General features: G+C 38.2%; 20 protein-coding genes. 16 read left to right on the top strand and 4 right to left on the bottom strand.

Annotation, left to right across the window (positions count from 1 at the left end; genetic code table 11):
• The first annotated feature begins 2 nt into the window (after positions 1–2).
• Positions 3–2,384, top strand: a complete 2,382-nt coding sequence (locus BN988_RS07990; protein WP_036574955.1) for a heavy metal translocating P-type ATPase — start codon at positions 3–5, stop codon at positions 2,382–2,384.
• 28 nt (positions 2,385–2,412) lie between these two features.
• Positions 2,413–2,619, top strand: a complete 207-nt coding sequence (gene copZ, locus BN988_RS07985) for a copper chaperone CopZ (RefSeq protein WP_081779378.1) — start codon at positions 2,413–2,415, stop codon at positions 2,617–2,619.
• A gap of 231 nt (positions 2,620–2,850) precedes the next feature.
• Here the strand turns inward: copZ and cax are convergent, their stop codons facing one another.
• The gene (cax, locus tag BN988_RS07980) at positions 2,851–3,909 is read right to left on the bottom strand and encodes a calcium/proton exchanger (RefSeq protein WP_036574951.1); all 1,059 of its coding nucleotides are present in this window, start codon (positions 3,907–3,909) and stop codon (positions 2,851–2,853) included.
• 167 nt (positions 3,910–4,076) lie between these two features.
• Here cax and BN988_RS07975 point away from each other — a divergent pair, with 167 nt between their 5' ends.
• Complete coding sequence (locus tag BN988_RS07975) at positions 4,077–5,132, top strand: M42 family metallopeptidase (RefSeq protein ID WP_036574948.1); 1,056 nt, start codon at positions 4,077–4,079, stop codon at positions 5,130–5,132.
• Between the two features lie 48 nt (positions 5,133–5,180).
• Here the strand turns inward: BN988_RS07975 and trhA are convergent, their stop codons facing one another.
• Complete coding sequence (gene trhA, locus BN988_RS07970; protein ID WP_036574945.1) at positions 5,181–5,828, bottom strand: PAQR family membrane homeostasis protein TrhA; 648 nt, start codon at positions 5,826–5,828, stop codon at positions 5,181–5,183.
• A gap of 135 nt (positions 5,829–5,963) precedes the next feature.
• Here trhA and BN988_RS07965 point away from each other — a divergent pair, with 135 nt between their 5' ends.
• The 5 genes from BN988_RS07965 to BN988_RS07950 all read left to right on the top strand — a co-directional run bounded on the left by BN988_RS07965 (position 5,964) and on the right by BN988_RS07950 (position 9,177).
• A complete protein-coding gene (locus tag BN988_RS07965) occupies positions 5,964–6,548 on the top strand; it encodes a DUF1836 domain-containing protein (RefSeq protein ID WP_036574942.1) in 585 nt (194 codons plus the stop codon).
• Between the two features lie 4 nt (positions 6,549–6,552).
• Positions 6,553–7,536, top strand: a complete 984-nt coding sequence (locus BN988_RS07960) for an LLM class flavin-dependent oxidoreductase (RefSeq protein WP_036574939.1) — start codon at positions 6,553–6,555, stop codon at positions 7,534–7,536.
• A gap of 127 nt (positions 7,537–7,663) precedes the next feature.
• Positions 7,664–8,260, top strand: a complete 597-nt coding sequence (locus tag BN988_RS07955; protein WP_036574936.1) for a TetR/AcrR family transcriptional regulator — start codon at positions 7,664–7,666, stop codon at positions 8,258–8,260.
• Positions 8,261–8,280: 20 nt separating this feature from the next.
• The gene (gene sinI, locus BN988_RS18840; protein WP_231495204.1) at positions 8,281–8,454 is read left to right on the top strand and encodes a DNA-binding anti-repressor SinI; all 174 of its coding nucleotides are present in this window, start codon (positions 8,281–8,283) and stop codon (positions 8,452–8,454) included.
• A gap of 111 nt (positions 8,455–8,565) precedes the next feature.
• Positions 8,566–9,177: a DedA family protein gene (locus tag BN988_RS07950; protein WP_036574935.1), complete on the top strand. Its 612-nt coding sequence runs from the start codon at positions 8,566–8,568 to the stop codon at positions 9,175–9,177.
• Positions 9,178–9,341: 164 nt separating this feature from the next.
• Here the strand turns inward: BN988_RS07950 and BN988_RS07945 are convergent, their stop codons facing one another.
• Entirely contained in the window at positions 9,342–9,863 is a 522-nt protein-coding gene (locus tag BN988_RS07945; protein WP_036574932.1) for a cysteine hydrolase family protein, read from the bottom strand.
• Positions 9,864–10,184: 321 nt separating this feature from the next.
• On the opposite strand from BN988_RS07945, the gene BN988_RS07940 reads away from it, so the two are divergent.
• The 5 genes from BN988_RS07940 to BN988_RS07920 all read left to right on the top strand — a co-directional run bounded on the left by BN988_RS07940 (position 10,185) and on the right by BN988_RS07920 (position 13,662).
• Complete coding sequence (locus BN988_RS07940) at positions 10,185–10,538, top strand: lmo0954 family membrane protein (RefSeq protein ID WP_036574930.1); 354 nt, start codon at positions 10,185–10,187, stop codon at positions 10,536–10,538.
• A 17-nt stretch (positions 10,539–10,555) separates the two neighbouring features.
• The gene (locus BN988_RS07935; protein WP_036574927.1) at positions 10,556–11,194 is read left to right on the top strand and encodes a PspA/IM30 family protein; all 639 of its coding nucleotides are present in this window, start codon (positions 10,556–10,558) and stop codon (positions 11,192–11,194) included.
• Between the two features lie 80 nt (positions 11,195–11,274).
• Complete coding sequence (liaF, locus tag BN988_RS07930; protein WP_036574925.1) at positions 11,275–12,006, top strand: cell wall-active antibiotics response protein LiaF; 732 nt, start codon at positions 11,275–11,277, stop codon at positions 12,004–12,006.
• Positions 12,003–13,037 (top strand): sensor histidine kinase, encoded by a 1,035-nt coding sequence (locus BN988_RS07925; RefSeq protein WP_036574922.1) that lies wholly within the window; start codon positions 12,003–12,005, stop codon positions 13,035–13,037. The genes liaF and BN988_RS07925 overlap by 4 nt, the downstream gene beginning before the upstream one ends.
• Positions 13,030–13,662: a response regulator gene (locus BN988_RS07920; RefSeq protein ID WP_036574920.1), complete on the top strand. Its 633-nt coding sequence runs from the start codon at positions 13,030–13,032 to the stop codon at positions 13,660–13,662. The genes BN988_RS07925 and BN988_RS07920 overlap by 8 nt, the downstream gene beginning before the upstream one ends.
• Positions 13,663–13,722: 60 nt before the next feature.
• On the opposite strand, the gene BN988_RS07915 is transcribed toward BN988_RS07920, so the two are convergent.
• The gene (locus BN988_RS07915) at positions 13,723–14,736 is read right to left on the bottom strand and encodes an aromatic acid exporter family protein (protein ID WP_036574918.1); all 1,014 of its coding nucleotides are present in this window, start codon (positions 14,734–14,736) and stop codon (positions 13,723–13,725) included.
• Between the two features lie 425 nt (positions 14,737–15,161).
• Between BN988_RS07915 and BN988_RS07910 the strand changes: the two genes are divergently transcribed.
• The 3 genes from BN988_RS07910 (at position 15,162) to BN988_RS07900 (ending at position 18,943) form a co-directional block, all read left to right on the top strand.
• Positions 15,162–16,427 carry a C40 family peptidase gene (locus tag BN988_RS07910; protein ID WP_036574915.1) on the top strand — a complete coding sequence of 422 codons (1,266 nt, stop codon included), beginning with the start codon at positions 15,162–15,164 and terminating at the stop codon, positions 16,425–16,427.
• A 240-nt stretch (positions 16,428–16,667) separates the two neighbouring features.
• On the top strand, positions 16,668–17,258 hold the full coding sequence (locus BN988_RS07905) for a nitroreductase family protein (protein ID WP_036574913.1): 591 nt from the start codon (positions 16,668–16,670) through the stop codon (positions 17,256–17,258).
• Positions 17,259–17,425: 167 nt separating this feature from the next.
• Positions 17,426–18,943, top strand: a complete 1,518-nt coding sequence (locus tag BN988_RS07900; protein ID WP_036574910.1) for a BCCT family transporter — start codon at positions 17,426–17,428, stop codon at positions 18,941–18,943.
• Positions 18,944–19,503: the final 560 nt, after the last annotated feature.

The raw sequence follows: 19,503 nt of genomic DNA, 5'->3' as shown, positions 1-19,503 counted from the left end.
TTATGAGCGACACACATCATGCAACTCTTAATATAACAGGAATGACCTGTGCAGCTTGCTCTAGCCGAGTTGAAAAAGTTCTAAATAAAATGGATGGAGTCGAAGCTCAGGTCAATTTAACAACGGAGAAAGCAACGGTGGGCTATGATATAGAGAAAGCTTCAATTGAAGATATTACGAAAAAAATAGAAAACGTGGGCTACGGCGTGTTAATGGAAAAAACAGAACTAGACATTTTGGGCATGACCTGTGCAGCTTGTTCTACTCGTATCGAAAAGGTTTTGAATAAGCAAGAAGGTGTTAATTCCGCAACGGTTAATTTAACAACTGAGAGTGCAGCGATTGAATATACCCCAGGCTTGACTGACCCAAAAGCATTAATTGAGAAGATCAGAAATGTAGGGTATGACGCAAAACCTAAAGCGGAAGCAGCAGAAAAGAGAACGCATAAAGAGAAAGCTTTGCAACGGCAGAAAGCCAAGTTGATCATCTCAGCTGTGCTATCTTCACCATTATTAATTACCATGCTGGTTCACTTATTTAATATGGAAATACCAGCACTACTTATGAACCCATGGTTTCAATTTGCGCTAGCAACACCTGTTCAATTTATCATTGGATGGCAGTTTTATGTGGGAGCGTACAAAAACTTAAAAAATGGCGGGGCAAACATGGACGTGCTTGTGGCATTAGGCACGAGCGCTGCTTACTTCTATAGTTTATACGAAGCAATCAAGACGATTGGCAATGACTATATGCCGCATTTATATTTTGAAACCAGTGCTATTCTCATTACACTGATCTTGTTTGGAAAATACCTGGAAGCTAAAGCGAAAAGTCAGACAACAAATGCATTATCCTCGTTACTAAATTTACAGGCCAAAGAGGCTCGTGTTATTAGAAACGGCGAAGAAATCATGCTGCCTGTAGAGGAAGTTGTTGTTGGAGAAAGATTAGTAGTAAAACCCGGTGAGAAAATACCCGTAGATGGTATCGTTGTAAAGGGAAGAACTTCAGTAGATGAATCCATGATAACTGGTGAATCCATTCCAATTGAAAAGGAACTTGACGCCACGGTTATCGGCTCCACAATAAACAAAAATGGCTCTATTGAAATGGAAGCAACAAAAGTGGGGAAAGATACAGCACTAGCCTCTATAGTCAAAGTAGTAGAGGAAGCGCAAGGGTCAAAAGCGCCAATTCAACGTTTAGCAGATGTTATTTCAGGCTATTTCGTACCGATTGTTGTAGGTATCGCGATCCTAACATTTGTTGTATGGATTGCATTTGTTGAGCAAGGCCAATTTGAACCAGCTTTAGTTGCAGCAATTGCTGTACTTGTTATTGCTTGCCCATGTGCATTGGGGCTAGCTACACCGACCTCGATTATGGTAGGAACAGGAAGAGCGGCGGAAAGTGGTATTTTGTTTAAAGGTGGAGAACACTTAGAAGGTACACATCAGCTAAATGCTATTGTTCTAGATAAAACAGGAACTGTCACCAAAGGAAAACCAGAAGTTACAGACTTTTCTGGTGACCAAGAAGCTCTACAGCTGTTAGCTAGTGCAGAGAAAGGTTCGGAGCATCCACTTGCAGGGGCGATCATAGCTTATGCAACAGAAAATGAGATGGACTTTCTTGAAGTTGAAGAATTCATTGCAATACCTGGCCACGGTATCGAAGCAAGGATCTCGGGGAAACAAATTCTTGTTGGTAACCGGAAATTGATGACAGATCATCAAGTAGATATTGAGAATAATGAAGAGACATTAGTCAAATTTGAATCTGAGGGTAAAACAGCAATGTTAATTGCCATTGATGGAGAATATCGAGGAATTGTCGCAGTGGCAGACGTAATTAAAGAATCAGCAATTCAAGCAATTAAAGAGTTAAAAGAACAGGGCTTAGAGGTCTTCATGTTGACGGGGGATAACGAAAGAACCGCCCATGCGATTGCAAAACAAGTAGGGATTAATCAAGTGATTGCCCAAGTGTTACCTGAAGAAAAAGCCGATAGAGTGAAAGAAATACAAGCACAGGGTAAAAAGGTAGCAATGGTTGGCGATGGTGTAAACGATGCCCCAGCATTGGTAACTGCTGATATTGGAATTGCAATTGGTACTGGTACAGAAGTAGCGATCGAAGCTGCTGACGTAACGATTCTAGGTGGAGAGCTATTGCTCATACCAAAAGCGATTAGAATTAGTCATGCTACAATTCGAAATATCCGCCAAAATCTTTTCTGGGCTTTTGGTTATAACACAGCTGGAATCCCAGTCGCGGCTGTCGGATTACTTGCACCATGGATCGCTGGTGCGGCAATGGCGTTAAGCTCGGTAAGTGTAGTTTCTAACTCACTCCGATTAAAGCGAGCAAAACTATAATCCATACATTTTAAAGGAGGTGAAGATCATGGAAAAAACATTGAATGTTCAAGGTATGTCATGCGGACATTGCAAGATGTCAGTTGAAAATGCATTGAATAATTTAAATGGCGTTTCAGAAGCTGTAGTTAAGTTGGAATCAGGCAAAGTAGATGTTTCTTTTGATGAATCAAAAGTAAATGTTGAAGCCATAAAGGACGCTATTGAAGAACAAGGCTACGATGTAGTAGCTTAAATATAAATAAAAAGCTGGTTTTCTATGATGAAAACCAGCTTTGTTTTGAACAAAAAATTATAACTGAGACCTTAAAGTGCGTGTTCAAAAAAGAGGATATAAAGGACCGAGAAGTTCGAGGCGGCGTAGCTTTGAGTACCGGAACGTATGCATTTAATACGTGAGGAACAAAAAAGCAAGCCAACAAAGAAATTCGATGTGTCATTTTTACCGGACTTTTTGAACAACCTCTTAAATAAAATAAAATCCGAGTCCCATAATGATATATGCTGCTAATAGTGCTAAGCCATCAAACCAGTTTGAGTCACCGTCGTTTGACAGCATGATCATTAATAAAACTGCTGTCACCATACTAATAAGTTCAGGCCAGGTAAAGACAAGAGGCATGGAGGTGGTGAAAAGTAGGGATAGTAGAACGAGAATAGGAAGTACAAACATTGCTACTTGCAGTGTCGAACCAACAACAATTTCAACTGCTACATCCATTTTATTTTTGTATGCCATCATGACGGCTGAGGCATGCTCTGCAGCATTACCGACAATAGCCACAATGATAACCCCAATAAATAATTCTGACCAACCAAATGTTTCCCCAACTTCATTAAATGTAGAGACAAGGTGCTCCGAAACATAGGCTACGGCAATGGTAGAGAGTGCTAATATTATAATGGCTTTCAATTTACTCCATTCTGGCACTTCCTCTTCGTGATTCTCCTTTTGTTTATTATTGGATTGGTAAACTCCGCGATGTGTAACAAATTTAAATAACAGGGCCGCTAAGTATAACAGGATTAAAATGATGGATATCCCAACGCTAAGGAACATGGTATCCTGGTCATTCATCGTTGTTGTAAAGACCTCGGGTATTACGAAGGCGACAACTACAGAAAAAATAAGTAGTCCTGCGTTATGTTGAGCCTCATGTTTACTAAAAGATTGCCGTTTATATTTTAGACCACCAATGAAAAAAGAAAGCCCTCCTACAAGTAGCAAATTTCCTAAAACGGAACCAGTTAAAGAAGCTAGAACAATACTTACAAGTCCGGCCTTCAGTGAAAAAATAGAAATAATAAGTTCAACGGCATTACCGAATGTCGCATTTAATAAACCACCAATTCGAGGCCCTAATACAATTGCTAGGCTTTCCGTAGCTCTTCCAATAAACCCTGCTAAGGCTATGATAGTTAAACAATAAATACCGAACATAATCACGGCCGACCAATGAAATATGGAACCAATAATAGAAAGTGGTAGACCAATACAAGCTAAAATCATAAACAATTTGTTCATTTAACATATCCTCTCTTTCAATTTCCAGGTAACTATAGAGTACCCATTAGGAAAAAGGAATACTCTTTTAAAAGAAGGTTACAATCCAAGAAGTTTACTTGCCTGCAAGGATCACGTATAATCCTAACTAATTGAAACTTCTAAAAATAGGTGCAGGGGGAATTTTCTTGTCTACATATCCAAAAGTTAATGAAACAAAAGAATTAATCAAACAGCTAGTGTCAATTCCAAGCCCATCAGGCAACACAACAAAAGTGATCCAATTTGTTGAAGAATTCTTGAAGGACTTACAAGTGGAGACAAAGCGTAACCGAAAAGGCGGATTAATTGCCACATTACCCGGAACAAATGAGGAAGAGCATAGAATGCTAACTGCTCATGTGGATACATTGGGTGCCATGGTAAAGGAAGTAAAAAGTAATGGACGACTACGTTTAGATTTAATTGGAGGATTTAAATATAACGCTATAGAAGGAGAATACTGTGAAATTCACACATCGAGTGGCAAGGTTTTTACAGGGACAATCCTTATGCACCAAACGTCAGTCCATGTCTATAAAGAGGCAGGAGATGCAAAGCGAAATCAGGAAAACATGGAGGTACGGATTGATGCCAAGGTAGAAAATGCTGAGGATATCAGAAAGCTTGGTATTGAAGTAGGGGACTTTGTTTCTTTTGATCCACGTGTTCAATTTGCCGATAATGGGTTTATTAAATCACGTCACCTTGATGACAAGGCAAGTGTTGCGATTTTGCTACAACTAATTAAAAGGGTAAAAGAAGAGAAGTTGACACTGCCATATACGACACATTTCCTTATCTCAAACAATGAAGAGATAGGCTATGGCGGAAATTCCAATGTAACGCCAGAAACGATTGAATATTTGGCTGTAGATATGGGAGCCATGGGAGATGGTCAATCTACAGATGAATTTACCGTTTCGATCTGTGTAAAGGATGCATCAGGTCCGTATCATTACGGATTGCGCAAGCATCTTGTCCAGTTAGCGGAAAAGAATAAAATTGGCTACAAGCTTGATATTTACCCTTATTATGGATCAGACGCCTCAGCGGCTATTCGATCAGGGCATGATATTATCCATGGACTAATAGGCCCTGGAATCGATTCTTCACATGCATATGAAAGAACCCATGAAGAATCCTTACATCATACAGAACAGCTCGTGTACGAATATGTGAAGTCAGAAATCGTAAGCTATTAATTAGTTATGCATCAAAAAAGGAACGTCATTCTACATGACGTTCTTTTTTTACAACACATATACATAAACGCAAAGGAAATGAAAGAGACTTCCTAGCAGAATGAAAATATGAAAAATCTCGTGAAATCCAAAATGCTTAAATTCCATGAACTTTGGTTTCAACCAATAAATGAATGCTCCAACTGTGTAAATCAAGCCGCCTATTATGAGCAAAGCCATTCCGTTAGTACCAAGAACTGGTGCAAGGGAAGAGCTGAAAAAGACGACAATCCAACCCATCGCGATATATAAAACAGTAGACAACCATCTCGGCGCATGGAACCAGATTAACTTAAAGCTAACTCCTGCTATAGCGATTGCTGAGATGATAGTAAACAAAACCCAGCCTGTCATGCCACTTAAACTTATCAAACATAAAGGCGTATAGGTTCCTGCAATTAGTACAAATATCATGGAATGATCCAAGCGACGTAAAAAAGCAATGACATGTGCTTTTGCAACAACCAAATGATAGGTTGCAGAAGCTGCATAGAGTAGTGTCATGCTAATACCAAAAATAATAACTGAAACGATTGTCAGTGTGGAATCAGCTGTAGTAGAAGCCTTTATTACCATTACCAGCAAACCTACAAAACTAAGAATTGCCCCGAATAAATGAGTTAGTCCATTAATCGGTTCGCGCATATACGTACCCAAGAATAATCATCACCTTTACCTTTGTATGTAGTTTCGAAAACTATATAAAGACTATATCCTAATATTAAGACGTAGTCAAGGTTTACTCATTTATTTATTTCCCTTATAATAGAAGAAAAAACAAGAGGTTTTAAAATGGATATAAACTTGATTTTAGATAAGTTGCAACTGAATACTAGGCTCGATATTAAGGATATTCCTGATATTGACCTTTACATGGATCAAGTAATTCAGTTATTTGAAAAGAAATTCTCTCCTACTAAGCGTAATGAAGAGGAAAAAGTTTTGACAAAAACGATGATAAATAACTATGCCAAAGGTAAATTATTTTTTCCTATAAAAAATAAAAAATACTCTAGGGACCATATTATGCTTATTAGCATGATTTATCAGATGAAAGGTGCATTGTCTATACATGACGTAAAGCAAACGCTGGAGACGTTAAATAACAAAATAATGGAGGAAGATTTCGACCTTCTTACGCTTTATATGAGTTACCTAACTTTATTTGATCAGAATCTGGACATATTTAACAGTGGGGTCAAAAATCATATGAATGATATTCATGTGGAGATTGAGAAATTAGGGAGTAAGGATGAGACGTATTTAGAAAAACTATTACTAATTACAACCTTTACGGAGATGAGTAACTTTTATAGGAAAGCCGCTGAAAAGATGGTAGATAACATGTTGGAAGAAGCTACAAAAAGAAAGCAGTGATGATATGAAGCTTAGTATACTAGATCAAGTACCCGTGCTAGAAGGAAGTAGTCCCTATGAAGCAATACAGGCATCAATTGAATTGGCGATTGCGGGGGATAAACTAGGGTATACACGGTACTGGACTGCAGAACATCATGACATGGAAGAGCTTGCATCCCCAGCCCCCGATATTTTATTAAGTCAGATTGGTGCCAGAACGAATAGAATACGAATTGGTTCTGGAGCTGTATTACTTCCACACTATAAACCTTATCAAATAGCCGAGCGCTACCATCTGCTTGCAACCATGTTTCCAGGAAGAGTGGATCTTGGTGTAGGACGTGCTCCTGGTGGCTCTGCTGAAGCAACGATGGCATTGTCGGATAATTTTTTAGAGAATGTAAAACAATTTCCCAATAAATTAGATGAACTCATTGCATTTTGCTATAACGGATTCTCTGACGAGCACATCTATTCTAAAATTACGCCCAATCCTGTTGCTGTACATCCTCCTGATATATGGCTCCTGGGTACAAGTGGGAAGAGCGGCAAGCTCGCAGCCGAAAAAAGAGTTTCGTATGCGTTCGGTCATTTCATGTCAGAGGCTAATGGAGTAGAGATTGTCAGAGAGTATGCGAGTGAAATAAAAGCACCTAGTCCAATTGTTGCTGTCTCCGTAATATGTGCGGAAACGACTGAGGAGGCAGAGAAACTGGCATTTTACCATTCGGCCAAGCAAGTATGGAAGGAAAGGAGGACAAGTGTATCGTCGCTAACCACCAAGGAACTAAAGCAACTAGACTTTACCTCCAAAGAAAAAGAATTGGTTGAAAAGCTTAGAAAGAAAATGGTTGTTGGGGCACCCGACAAAGTTAAAAAGCAATTGGTTGATCTCCAAGCGATGTATCAGGTAGAAGAATTGATGCTAGTGACGATAACAAATAGCTATGAATCAAGGTTAAAGTCATATGAGCTTATTGCCCAGGAAATGAAGCTTACAGAATAAAATACATCATTAAAAACTTCCAATAGGGAGTTTTTTTATTGCCCAAAATTGCTTGACGGTATTTATAAGATGTAAGATAATACTCATTAGTAATATAATAATTTATGTAAAACTTGGAGTGTAAGCTATGAGCAACAGAGGCAGAAAAAAAGGCTCGAATGGAGAACGTAGCAGAGAACAGTTACTCACCATTGCGGCAAGGCAATTTGCCAATAACGGCTTCTTTGAAACAAAAGTCAGCTCAATTGTAAAAGAAGCTGGTTTAACACAGCCGACATTCTATTTATACTTTAAAAGTAAAGAAGCAATCTTTACGGAATTAGCTGCTATTTTTAAGGTAAGACTCCTAAGTCTAACGGAGGCTAGCTTACTTGAATCTGGACTAAAAGAAGAAATGATAAAAATAGAGATAAAAGGGAAGCTCGGAACAATTTTTCGATTTTTTAAAGAGAACCCTGATTTAACCCAAATTGGTTTTTTCTTATCAGAAGATGCGAAATCACTGAAAAGTCTTCTCGCAGAGACTATTTATATGAATCTAGTGCAAGAACAAAAAGATGGCTATTTTCATCCACATTTGAATATGCAAGTCGTTTCAGAGATTATAGTTGGAATCATGGAACGTCTAACTATCTCAAGATTATTTACTGGGTTGGCAGAGCCTGAAGAGTTAGCAGAAGAGGTAGTAGAGTTACTTTTATTTGGAATGCAGGTCTATCGTTAGATAAATCTATGGAGGGGCTGGTGAGTTGGGTGGAAGCTGGCAAAATGCACAGTCAAGAATTGGAGATAGAGTGGGTATTACTTATAAAAGAAGCAAAGCAGCTAGAGTTAACAAAAGATGAAATTCGTAACTATTTAAGAGGAAATAAATCGAGTGAGGAAAAAAGGAAAGACTTTTTAAGGAAAGCGGATTGAAAATTTCCTAGTCTTTTTCACCATTTCTCTTAATATAATCAATCGAGGCCTACTAAATACATATAGGCTAACTACTTCTAACAACCTAGTAAACTATTTTTGGAGGATATTATGGAGAATTGGATAACTAACATTATGGAGCAATTTGGCTACTTGGGTATTCTTCTCATGATGGCACTCGAAAACTTATTTCCACCAATACCTTCAGAAATTGTCCTTCCATTTGGAGGATTTTTAACTACTTATACCAACATTACTGTATGGGGTGTGGTAATAGCTGCAACCATTGGGTCGTTACTAGGAGCCGTTATTCTATATTGGATAGGTACCTTGCTGGATGTGGACAGGTTGGAGAGAATTATCAAACGATGGGGCAGGATTGCAAGGATAAAAGTGGAGGATGTACATAAAGCAGATGCATGGTTTGATAAATATGGTTATTGGACGGTATTAATTGGGAGGATGGTTCCTGTAGTACGTAGTTTAATATCGATACCTGCTGGAATGTCCAATATGAGGTTTGGTCTGTTTATGCTATTTACTGTAATAGGCACACTTATATGGAACAGTATTTTGATCACTGTTGGGGTCATTCTCGGGGAATCTTGGCACGATATAACAAGCTTTATGGATCTATACTCCGATATCGTGTATTTCTTCCTTGCAGTCATATTTGCCATCCTCCTGTACCTTTACTTTAGAAAGAAAAGGCAACGTCGTTAAAAAGATAGAAACAAAGCATAAAGATACGGTTAGGAAGCCATTCCATAGCCGTATCTTTTTATCCCGCCTCAACTGCAGTAAAACCCCCACTTCAAGAATGTGGGAAGCAATCAAGTGTTCTAAGTGGGGGAAGAACGAACCCCCCCGCTGATTGAAGTTTCACTTCAAAGGTCGAGATATTCATCATAGTCGAGGACTTCTATTGTTTCAGACCAATGAAGGACGGTGCCGATAAAGTCACGAATATCTAAATTCTTCATCTCATACGTATCTCCATTATTAAGTGTACCTGTGGCATCTTCTACAAAGGTAACTTCATAACCTCGATCAAATGCAGCAATAGCTGTAAACATACAACAAAATTCAGTGTTGAATCCTGTAATTACAACGTGCTCAATATCATTTTCCTCTAAAATACTTTCCAGGTCTGTCTCAAAAAAGCCACTGGGGGTGCGCTTTTCTACTATATATTCAGCATGATGCCGCAGTGATTCATGTAGTTCAGCACCACGAGACTCCTCAAACAATGGACTCTCCTTTTCCTCATCTAAATGCTGAAAGAAAATGACAGGTTCGTCGCGTTCCTTAAATCCTTCTATAATCTGTTCGATTTTATTTAGTTCTTCGGTGAAATCCCCTTCTTCTACAATTCCGTTTTGAACATCAATAACAAACAATGCATTCATCTTTTCCCCTCCCTTACTTTATTTTAGGTTCGACAAAGGATTTAGAAATCCTTTTTTGTACGTTAGGAAAGCATTAAATTTTAGCAAGAAGCAATGGCGACGTAGTTGAAATTTAGAAGTCCCAAGTATAAGAAAAACATACACATTCGCTAAAAGATGGACGAAAGTGAGTTTTTCTAACACATTAGAAAAATATAAAACATGCATCTGTCTTAGACTAACTAAGCCTTTAGGCGTAGCAAAAGATATGGCGGAGGCTCATTACCGAAAGCTCGTTTCCCTAGTAAGCTAAGAGTAAGTTAAAGAAAGGAGGCAACAAGAATGAAAAAATTTATGTTGTTTATTGGCGGACTTATCGCTCTCATGATATTAGTAGCGAATATCGGGCCGATGATAATACTGGGTGTTAGTGTTTGGCTACTTTACGTTATTTTTAAGCAGTTTATAAAAAGTGATTCAACTGCTGGAAAAATCGGGTGGGTTGTGCTAGGACTTGTAGTCTTAAGTGTCACCTTTTCAAATGTGTTCGCGGTAATTGGGCTTGCAGCTGCATATGTGTTGTATGTCATTTATCGAAGTTGGAAGAAGGAAAAGGATGAACCTGTCGTAGAAGTAATGGATGATGATCCATTTACAAATTTTGAACGTCAGTGGGCAGAAATAAACCAATATTAATAAAGGAGTGTTTTTACATGTCAAGTATATTTTCTCGTATGAAAGATTCTATTTCAGCAGATCTACACACTATGATGGATAAAAAAGAACAAAAGAATCCGGTAGCTGCCTTAAATCAGTATTTGAGACAAGGTGAACAGGAGAAAGAGAAGGTAAGAAGACTTGTTGATCGTCAATACAAATTAAAAGACGAATTTACTCGTGAGTTTCATAAAGCACAGGATATGGCAGACAAACGTTTAAAACAAGCCGGCATTGCTGAAAGAGCTGCGGAAGAACAAATGCATGCTTTTGCCATAAAAGAACATGAGGAATACCAGGCAAGGGCAGATCGGATGAAAGCCTCTCGCGAGGAAGCCGTTGAACAACTAGAAACTTTAGAGCAAAAGTACGAAGAGATGAAGCATAAATTAAAAGACATGCATTTAAAACGAATGGAATTAATGGGACGAGAGAATATTGCGAGGGCTAATCACCAAATGAACAAAGTGGTGGAAGAGACATCAGAGAAGCCATTTTCCAAGTTTGCTGAAATGGAGCAGTACATTGAAAACCTGGAATATAAAGTAAATAGTTCCTATTACCGCAGTACGTTCGATAGTAAAATAGCTAAGCTTGAAAAAGAGATGAAAGAGCAAACTGCCGAAATGAATTAAAAAATGGTATAATAGCAGGCGCAGGCAATGGCGTCTGCTTTACTTAATGAGAAAAAATCATCAGAGAGAGGTGGGATCCCGTGTTAAAAAGATTTTCAACAGATACATTTAACTGGATATTAATCATCGGGGGAATCCTTCTTATCTTTGAGATCGCTTTTTTCTTTGGTGGCACGATCATCCCTGCGCTCTTTTCAGCCTTGGTTGTTTATTTTGGCTGGAGGAAGTTCTACCATCTTTGGGGTAAAATCATCTTCTGGATCGGCGTAGTAAGTCTTGTTCTCTCGATATTGAACCTAATGGCGGTGAGATTTTTACTCGTAGCTCTGGTTGTCCTGTTCATTATCAATTACTACAAAACAAAGAAAGATCCAGCTCTTCTGACACCAGATATTATGGAGAACAGAACAACAAGCGATGACATTGTGACAACTGTTCAACCACTATTTACCCATCGATTATTTGGAGATCAAAATACAAGTGAAACGGCATATAAATGGCGTGATATAAATATACATGGCGGGTTTGGAGATCGCATGGTTGATCTAAGTAATACCGTTTTGCCAAACGATACAGCAGTAATTTCTATTCGGCATCTAATCGGAAACATCCAAATCTTTGTTCCTTACGAGGTAGAAGTAAGCATCCATCATAGTTCAGTTTTTGGAAGAGCGTATGTATTTGGGGAAACCGATTGGAAATTAATGAACCAATCATTGATTTATCAAACAGCTCTCTATGACTCGTCACTGCCACGGGTTAAAATCATAACCTCAATATTCTCGGGAGATATCGAGGTGGTGCGGATATGAGTACCATTGCACGCCATATTTTCACAGCGGTCCTATACAGTTTGCTTATTTCACTGAGTATGATTGCTTTAACGTTAACGGTTTTTGTTGAGGATTGGCTATCTGTTTTCGAAAAGAAAATTGGAGACGTATCATTTTTACTAGCTGCCTTTATTATCACGGTTACCATGGCATTGGTCATTGGTATTGTTACAGGCGTCTATTGGAAACAAAGACTAAATCGTGTGGAGAAACAACTAATGGAAATAGCGAGAGGGCAGAAAACCACGACACCCGTGGAGCCTTATAAAGAGCTAAAAACAATTGAGCAATATGTGCAGCAGATACAAAATAAAATTAATAGTCAAGCAGAACATGCCCAAAGGTTAGCAACAGAGCGGACTAATGAAAGAGAACAAAGTCTTCAAGATATCGTCGTACAAGAAAGAAATCGACTTGCAAGAGAATTACATGATTCTGTAAGCCAACAACTCTTTGCTGCTTCCATGATGATGTCAGCAATTAACGACACAAACCCAGAAGCTGAGATAAAAAAGCAACTCCTTCTAGTTGAACAAATGATTCATCAATCACAATTAGAAATGCGTGCCTTGCTCTTACACCTTCGACCTGTAGCCTTAAAAGGAAAGTCATTGCAAGAAGGGGTAGAGGAGTTACTGGTTGAGTTAACTCAAAAAGTACCGATGGAAATCGATTGGAAGGTAGAACCATTTGTAGTGGATAAAGGAGTAGAAGATCAATTATTTCGAATTCTTCAGGAGTCTGTATCCAACACGCTGCGACATGCAGAAGCAAATTCTCTTCAGGTTATGTTGGTAGAACGTGACCAGACCGTAATTCTAAGAGTCGTAGACGATGGTGTGGGTTTTGATATGCAAACAAGAAAAACGAATTCCTATGGACTGCAGAATATGCAGGAACGTGCATTAGAAGTAGGAGGAACGTTTAAAATTGTAAGTGTACCTGGGGAAGGTACAAGAACGGAAGTTAAAGTCCCTAATTTAAGGAAGGATGGGGAAAAGTATGATTAGTGTACTATTTGCAGATGATCACGAAATGGTGAGAATAGGTGTAACTGCTTATTTAAGTGCTCAGCCGGATATTGATGTTATTGCGGAAGCAGCAGATGGGGGAGACGCTGTGTCACAAGCCCTTGAACTAAGGCCTGATATCATTCTAATGGATTTGGTAATGAAGGAAATGGATGGTATTGAAGCCACACGACAGATAATTGCCCAATGGCCAGAAGCTAAAATTATTATTGTAACGAGCTTTCTTGACGATGAAAAAGTTTATCCAGCTTTAGAAGCAGGGGCGACAAGCTATATGCTAAAAACCTCTAAAGCGAGCGAGATTGCCAAAGCAATTCGTTCCACCTATGAGGGGCAATCTATTCTCGAACCCGAAGTGACCGGGAAAATTATGAATCGAATGCGTACAAAAAAGGAGGAACCGCTACATACCCAGCTAACTACAAGAGAAAAAGAAATCCTTCTACTAATTGCTCAAGGAAAAACAAATCAGGAAATAGCGGATGAACTCATTATTGCCATAAAGACGGTTAAAGTACATGTCAGCAATATTCTAGGTAAATTAGAAGTGCAAGATCGGACACAGGCAGTCATCTATGCTTTCCAACATGAGTTGACTAAATAAAAAAGAAGCGAGGCGAGAAGAATCTCGGTTCGCTTAATTTTACGGAAGGTTATAACTTAATTATTTACCATAGTATCGATCGACTTGGTTGTAGATGGATACAAGCTCGTATAAAATAATTAATTCAGGAGGAAAACTTGTAGGATTCCTTCTGTCTCCCCTCGTTATTTCTTCATTATCCTCCCAAAATATCTCCGTAATCTGTTTAAGATGCTGAGCATGCTTGTCTGTTTGATAATGGGATGGGTCTTTTAGTCCTTCAGCTAGTTCCTTTATTGCATATAGAATAATGGCGCGTTCGTCATTGGTCCATGCTATCGTCTTTATTTGACTGCTGATTAAATTATCTAGATGATACAGAATAAGTCTGAGGCTCCCTAGTTGTTTTTGCATATGGTGAAAATGGTTTTTTTCTTTTCCAACGAGCGGATGAAATTTCGCTTCCTCTTTTTGGAACCTTACAAGCGTTTCAGTCTGGTGAATTCCCCAATCTAATTGCTCTACCATTTCTCTATTATGTAATTCTTGTTCTTGTTTTCCTTCTAGTATTGTAAGAAATACTCTCTCAATGGTTTTGCCAGTTTGGATAGCCGTCCGCTGGATACTACTCGATATATTTTTAGTGTAATGTGGTGGCAATATAAACATGTTCACTAGAGTAGACACGACAAGACCAATTGATGTTGTCCCAAGTCGTATGAGAAATGAAATGAGATAATTACTGTGAATAACTTCAATCATTGCAACAGCTGTAAGAGTTGCTACAAGTAATCCGGCATGCAGTTTGAGACGAAAGCAGGTAATGATGGTAAACATAGCTGCAAGCGTATAGGTAAGGGGTGAATTTCCAAATATTGATATGAAAAGCACGGCATAAGCAGAACCTATGGCAGAGGCAGGAAAACGAACGATCCCTTTTTTGATTGAATCGGAAACTGTGGGCTCAATGGTAACGATTGCTGTAATCACAGCAAACACCGCTGGCCAGTCTAGCCACTCGCAGATTAATGCTGTAACAAAAATAGCAACCCCTGTCTTCACTACACGGCTGCCGACAAAATGTAACTTTTTCACTTTATCTTCCTCCAATAACGCATTTAAAGCTAATGACTTATATTTATTTTAACATAACCTAAAAATACAGTACGGAAAGAAGGCAATATAGTAGAATGAGACTAAATGGGCTTGATAATTCTAGCATTATTTAATAGGTTATGAGAAATTCGCATAAGAAATAGATTGCATTATTATCTAGAAGAAATGTAGGAAACTGTTGATTTATAAAGGTTTTTAATATTCAATGATTTAGGAAATAGTCCGATTGTGTCATATTTGAAATATAATTGTAATATTTCTCTAACATGCATGAAACTTTTAGCTGTTATACTACGAATTACCTAAGATAGTAAATTACATAGAAGACGAATATATTTTTCACATAGCTGCTAATACATATAAATACTAGATAGGCAGATGTGATAGGGAAGCGGGGAAGAAAGTTGAAAAAGTCAGTTGTCACATTGACCACAGTAGTGGTGGTCGGTCTAGGTAGTGCATTTTTCAGTGTAGATACCCATGCAGAGTCAGTTAATGATTTGAAACAGAAACAGTCACAAATTCAAGATGACAGAGAAGAAATTAAAGCAAATCTATCCGATGCAGAAAGTAAGATTGCGGACGTTTTAATAGACTTAGAAGAATTAAATAAGGAAATTGAACGTACAAACAATGCTTTAGCGAAGAACGAAGAGAAAATGAATGAAACTGAAAAAGACATAAAAGCAACAAAAGAAAAAGTGTCTGAACTAGAAGACGAAATTGCTGTACTAGAAGATGCTATAGAGGAACGTTACAATATTCTAAAAGAGCGTGTTGTATCCTACCAAAAGAGTGGGGGAGACATTAGTTACCTAGAAGTTGTCTTTGGTGCAAAGAGCTTTGGAGATTTCATTAATCGTGTATCAGCAGTAAACAAAATCTCAGATTCTGATACGAAATTGATGGAAAAGCAAGAAGCTGACAAGAAAGCAGTAGAAGATAAAAAAGAAGAAGTCGTTAGCAAACTTGATGAGTTGAAAGAAATGAAAGTAGAACTTGAAGGTATGTTAGCTACTATTGAAGAACAAAAGAGTGCAAACGAAGACAAGAAAGCAACTTTAAAAGATAAAAAGAAAGAACTTGTTACTATGAAGGAAGATTTACAAGTTAAAGATAGTGATTTGGCTTCATTGGAACAAGATGTAAAGCAAAGTATTGAGGATGCAACTGCACCAGTAGTAGCACAAACATCAGAAAGTAATGCAAGTAGCTCGAATGAATCTAGTGATTCAGCTGGTGGGAAACTATCTACTTTAAGTAGTGAAAAGAAATCCACACCAGTCGCTGTAAAAGGAAATGGTAATCTTAGTACTGCTATAAATGCAGGATATCAATATCTTGGTGTTCCATATACTTGGGGCGGCAAAACACCGAACCCTGGGTTTGATTGTTCTGGATTTGTATCATGGGCATTTGCACAAGCTGGCATTTCTATTCCATCTAGCACAGCAGGACTATCTGGTATAGGTACAAAGGTTTCTTATAGTGATGCAAAACCTGGAGACTTGGTTTTCTTTAACACTTATAAAACAAATGGTCATGTTGGAATCTACCTTGGAAACGGCAATTTTATTGGAGCTCAAAGTTCTACAGGATTAGCTGTTGCAAATATGTCAAGTGGTTACTGGAATGACAAATTTAGCGGTCACGTTCGTCGCGTGAAATAACTTATGAAAATCCATCCTACGGGGTGGATTTTTTGTTTTCTATCTTTAATAGAGAAACCCGGATTTGCACACTATATAAGGCCAGCAAACGTATCTCTTCTAAATAAGTATCTAGTATATTTATTACCCAATCTATTATTTTGTAAACCTCATTGGTGAAAGAAAAGCAAATATCTTTTTCTCCGAGGAGGAATAACGTTATAATAAAGGAAACACTATCTAGATGGAGGAAAAATAGTTATGACAGATGTTAATCAATTTAGAAAAACCAGATATGATATTGATCCGATATACATAAAAAGGTGGTCACCTAGATCTTTCTCTAATCAGAAGGTTTCAGAAGAAGTGCTTAGTAGTGTATTTGAGGCTGCAAGATGGGCTCCCTCCGCTGCGAATGTTCAGCCTTGGAGATTTGTCTTTGCATCGTCTGAGCAAGACAAGGAAATATTTTTATCCTTTATAGATGAAGGCAATGTAGTTTGGTGCAAAAATGCGCCAGTCCTAATTGCTGTTATCTCAAAGATGGAAGAAGAACGATTTGGAGGAAATAATCCAGCTCACGCTTTTGATACAGGAACAGCATGGGGCTTTCTTTCCCTGGAAGCTGCTCGCAAAGGTCTAATTACACATGCCATGGGAGGATTTAATAAAGAGAAGGCAAAAGAGGCTTTATCAATCCCAGATGGTTACCAAGTGCATGCGATTGTGGCTCTTGGTTATCAAGGAGAAAAGAGCAGTCTTGAAGAAGCCTATCAGAAAAGAGAGGTACCTTCACCAAGAAATGAAGTCGAAACGTTTGTTTCAGAAGGTGTATTTCGAGAAAATATGTAGTAAATTATAGGATATGAAAGGAGACTCTTTATGGAGTCTTCTTTTTTTGTCTTCGTAAACGCTTCTCCTTAAAAGTTTTAAAATTAAGCGGTGAGGGTATATTATATTCGTTGCTATATGATGATTTACATAATTAATTAAAAACCTATTTATGAAAGGGAGAATTTATGAAAAACAAAAATGCATTCCAAAATCCTGTATTCTACATTTCTGCAATTGTTATCTTCTTGTTAGTTATCATTGGTGCTATAATGCCAACTCAATTCGGTTCCATTGCTGGACTACTATTTAATTTCACCACGAACAATTTTGGTTGGTTTTACTTATTGGCAGTATTTATTTTTGTGGTATTTTTAATAGGATTATCTGTTAGTAAGTATGGGAAGGTTCGTTTAGGACCTGCTAATTCTCGACCGGAATATCCATTCTTTACTTGGATTGGTATGTTATTCTCTGCAGGATTCGGTGCAGGGTTAGTATTTTGGGGAGTGGCTGAGCCGATGAGTCATTTCTTTGAAACACCATTCCCTGACTTGCAAGCACAAAATGAAGAGTCTGCAAGAGTTGCCATGGGTTATGCTTTTTTCCATTGGGGGATAAGCCAATGGTCTGTATTTGCGGTTGTTGGCTTAATAATTGCGTATTTACAATTTAAAAAAGAGAAAAAAGGGCTTATTTCTATCGCAATCGAACCAGTTGTCGGCAAAAACAAAGCGCTTGGAGGAACGATTGATTCTCTTGCTGTCATTGCAACCGTTATGGGTGTAGCTACATCACTCGGGCTTGGCATATTGCAAATGAACGGAGGATTAACATCTGTTTTTAATATACCAAACTCCATATGGGTGCAAATAGCAATTGCCGGAATTATGCTGGTCACGTATCTATTGTCTTCTAGCACTGGTCTAAATAAAGGCATTAAGTGGCTGAGTAATCTCAATCTGGCTATCTGCCTTCTATTGCTCGTTTTTGTTTTCCTGGCAGGTCCTACTGTGTTTATCTTAAATACATTTGTATTGGGAATTGGGGATTATCTATCCAGCTTTATTCAATATAGTTTGCGACTCACGCCATATACTGGTGACTTATGGGTAAGAGACTGGACCGTGTTTTATTGGGCTTGGGCGACGGCTTGGTCTCCATTTGTAGGTGCATTTATAGCGCGGGTATCCAAAGGAAGAACGATTAGAGAGTTTGTCTTTGGTGTGCTAGTAGTTCCCCCAGTAATCGCTTGTTTGTGGATTGCAGCACTTGGCGGTACAGCTATTCACAGTGATCTATTTAATGGTACAAAAATTGCGGAAGCGGTTAACGCAGACATGGCAGTTGCCTTGTTTGAAACATTTGGAACGCTGCCTCTTACAACGGTAGTATCACTCCTTGCACTATTCCTCATTTTTACTTTCCTTGTTACTTCTGCTGATTCAGCGACGTACATTCTTGGAAGTATGACTTCAAAAGGAAGTCTTAATCCGGCTTTGGTTGTGAAAATCATTTGGGGAGTACTCATTACTGCAATTGCAGTTGTTTTATTACTAGCAGGAGGTTTGGATGCATTACAAACAGCTTCACTGATATCTGCATTGCCATTTACCGTAATATTACTAATCATTGTTGCATCTTTTTTAAAGATGATAAAAAAAGAACCGGATATTAAAAAGAAAGATAGAACGACTAATAAATAACTAGTGACATATCCGGAGTACTAAACTTTATAAATTCAAAGTTAGAATAGGAGCATGATACGCACCATGTTGGTTTTTCTTAAAAAAGCGAAAGATTTAATAAAAGAAACTGGGGTTCTGCATATTTATCGCTACGGAAAATACCAAGCTTTCCGTGGGCACGGCCTCGGGCCAACAGGATGTTGGTCACAAAGGCGTCGCCACAGGACGTGGTTTTCTTAGCCTTTGTTCCTTTTCCTAACTTCCGGGGTCTTCGGACTCGTGCTTTCCCCACAGGAGTCTAGGTATTTTTCTCCGCTAAGTAGTGTGTCTCGCACCATAATGTTATAAAAAAGTTCAGGACGGTTTTCGAATCTTATTCACTATAATTCGAAAATCGTCTGTTTTTTACTTTATCAAAATTCTTTTGACCCAGTTCTTTTTCTATGTGTTGATGTCGGGTTTCTACTTTCTCTTAGGAGATAATACAATATTTTCAGATATATGGAACCTCTACCTATTAAAATACGTTATACTATATAGTAGGAAAAATTAGAAAATTCTTTAGGGGGCTTTTTAGA

Source organism: Oceanobacillus picturae, from assembly GCF_000612865.1.
GTDB lineage: Bacteria > Bacillota > Bacilli > Bacillales > Amphibacillaceae > Oceanobacillus_B > Oceanobacillus_B jordanicus.
The sequence above is the reverse complement of the archived record's forward strand: the minus strand, read 5'-3'. Positions and strand labels throughout refer to the sequence as shown.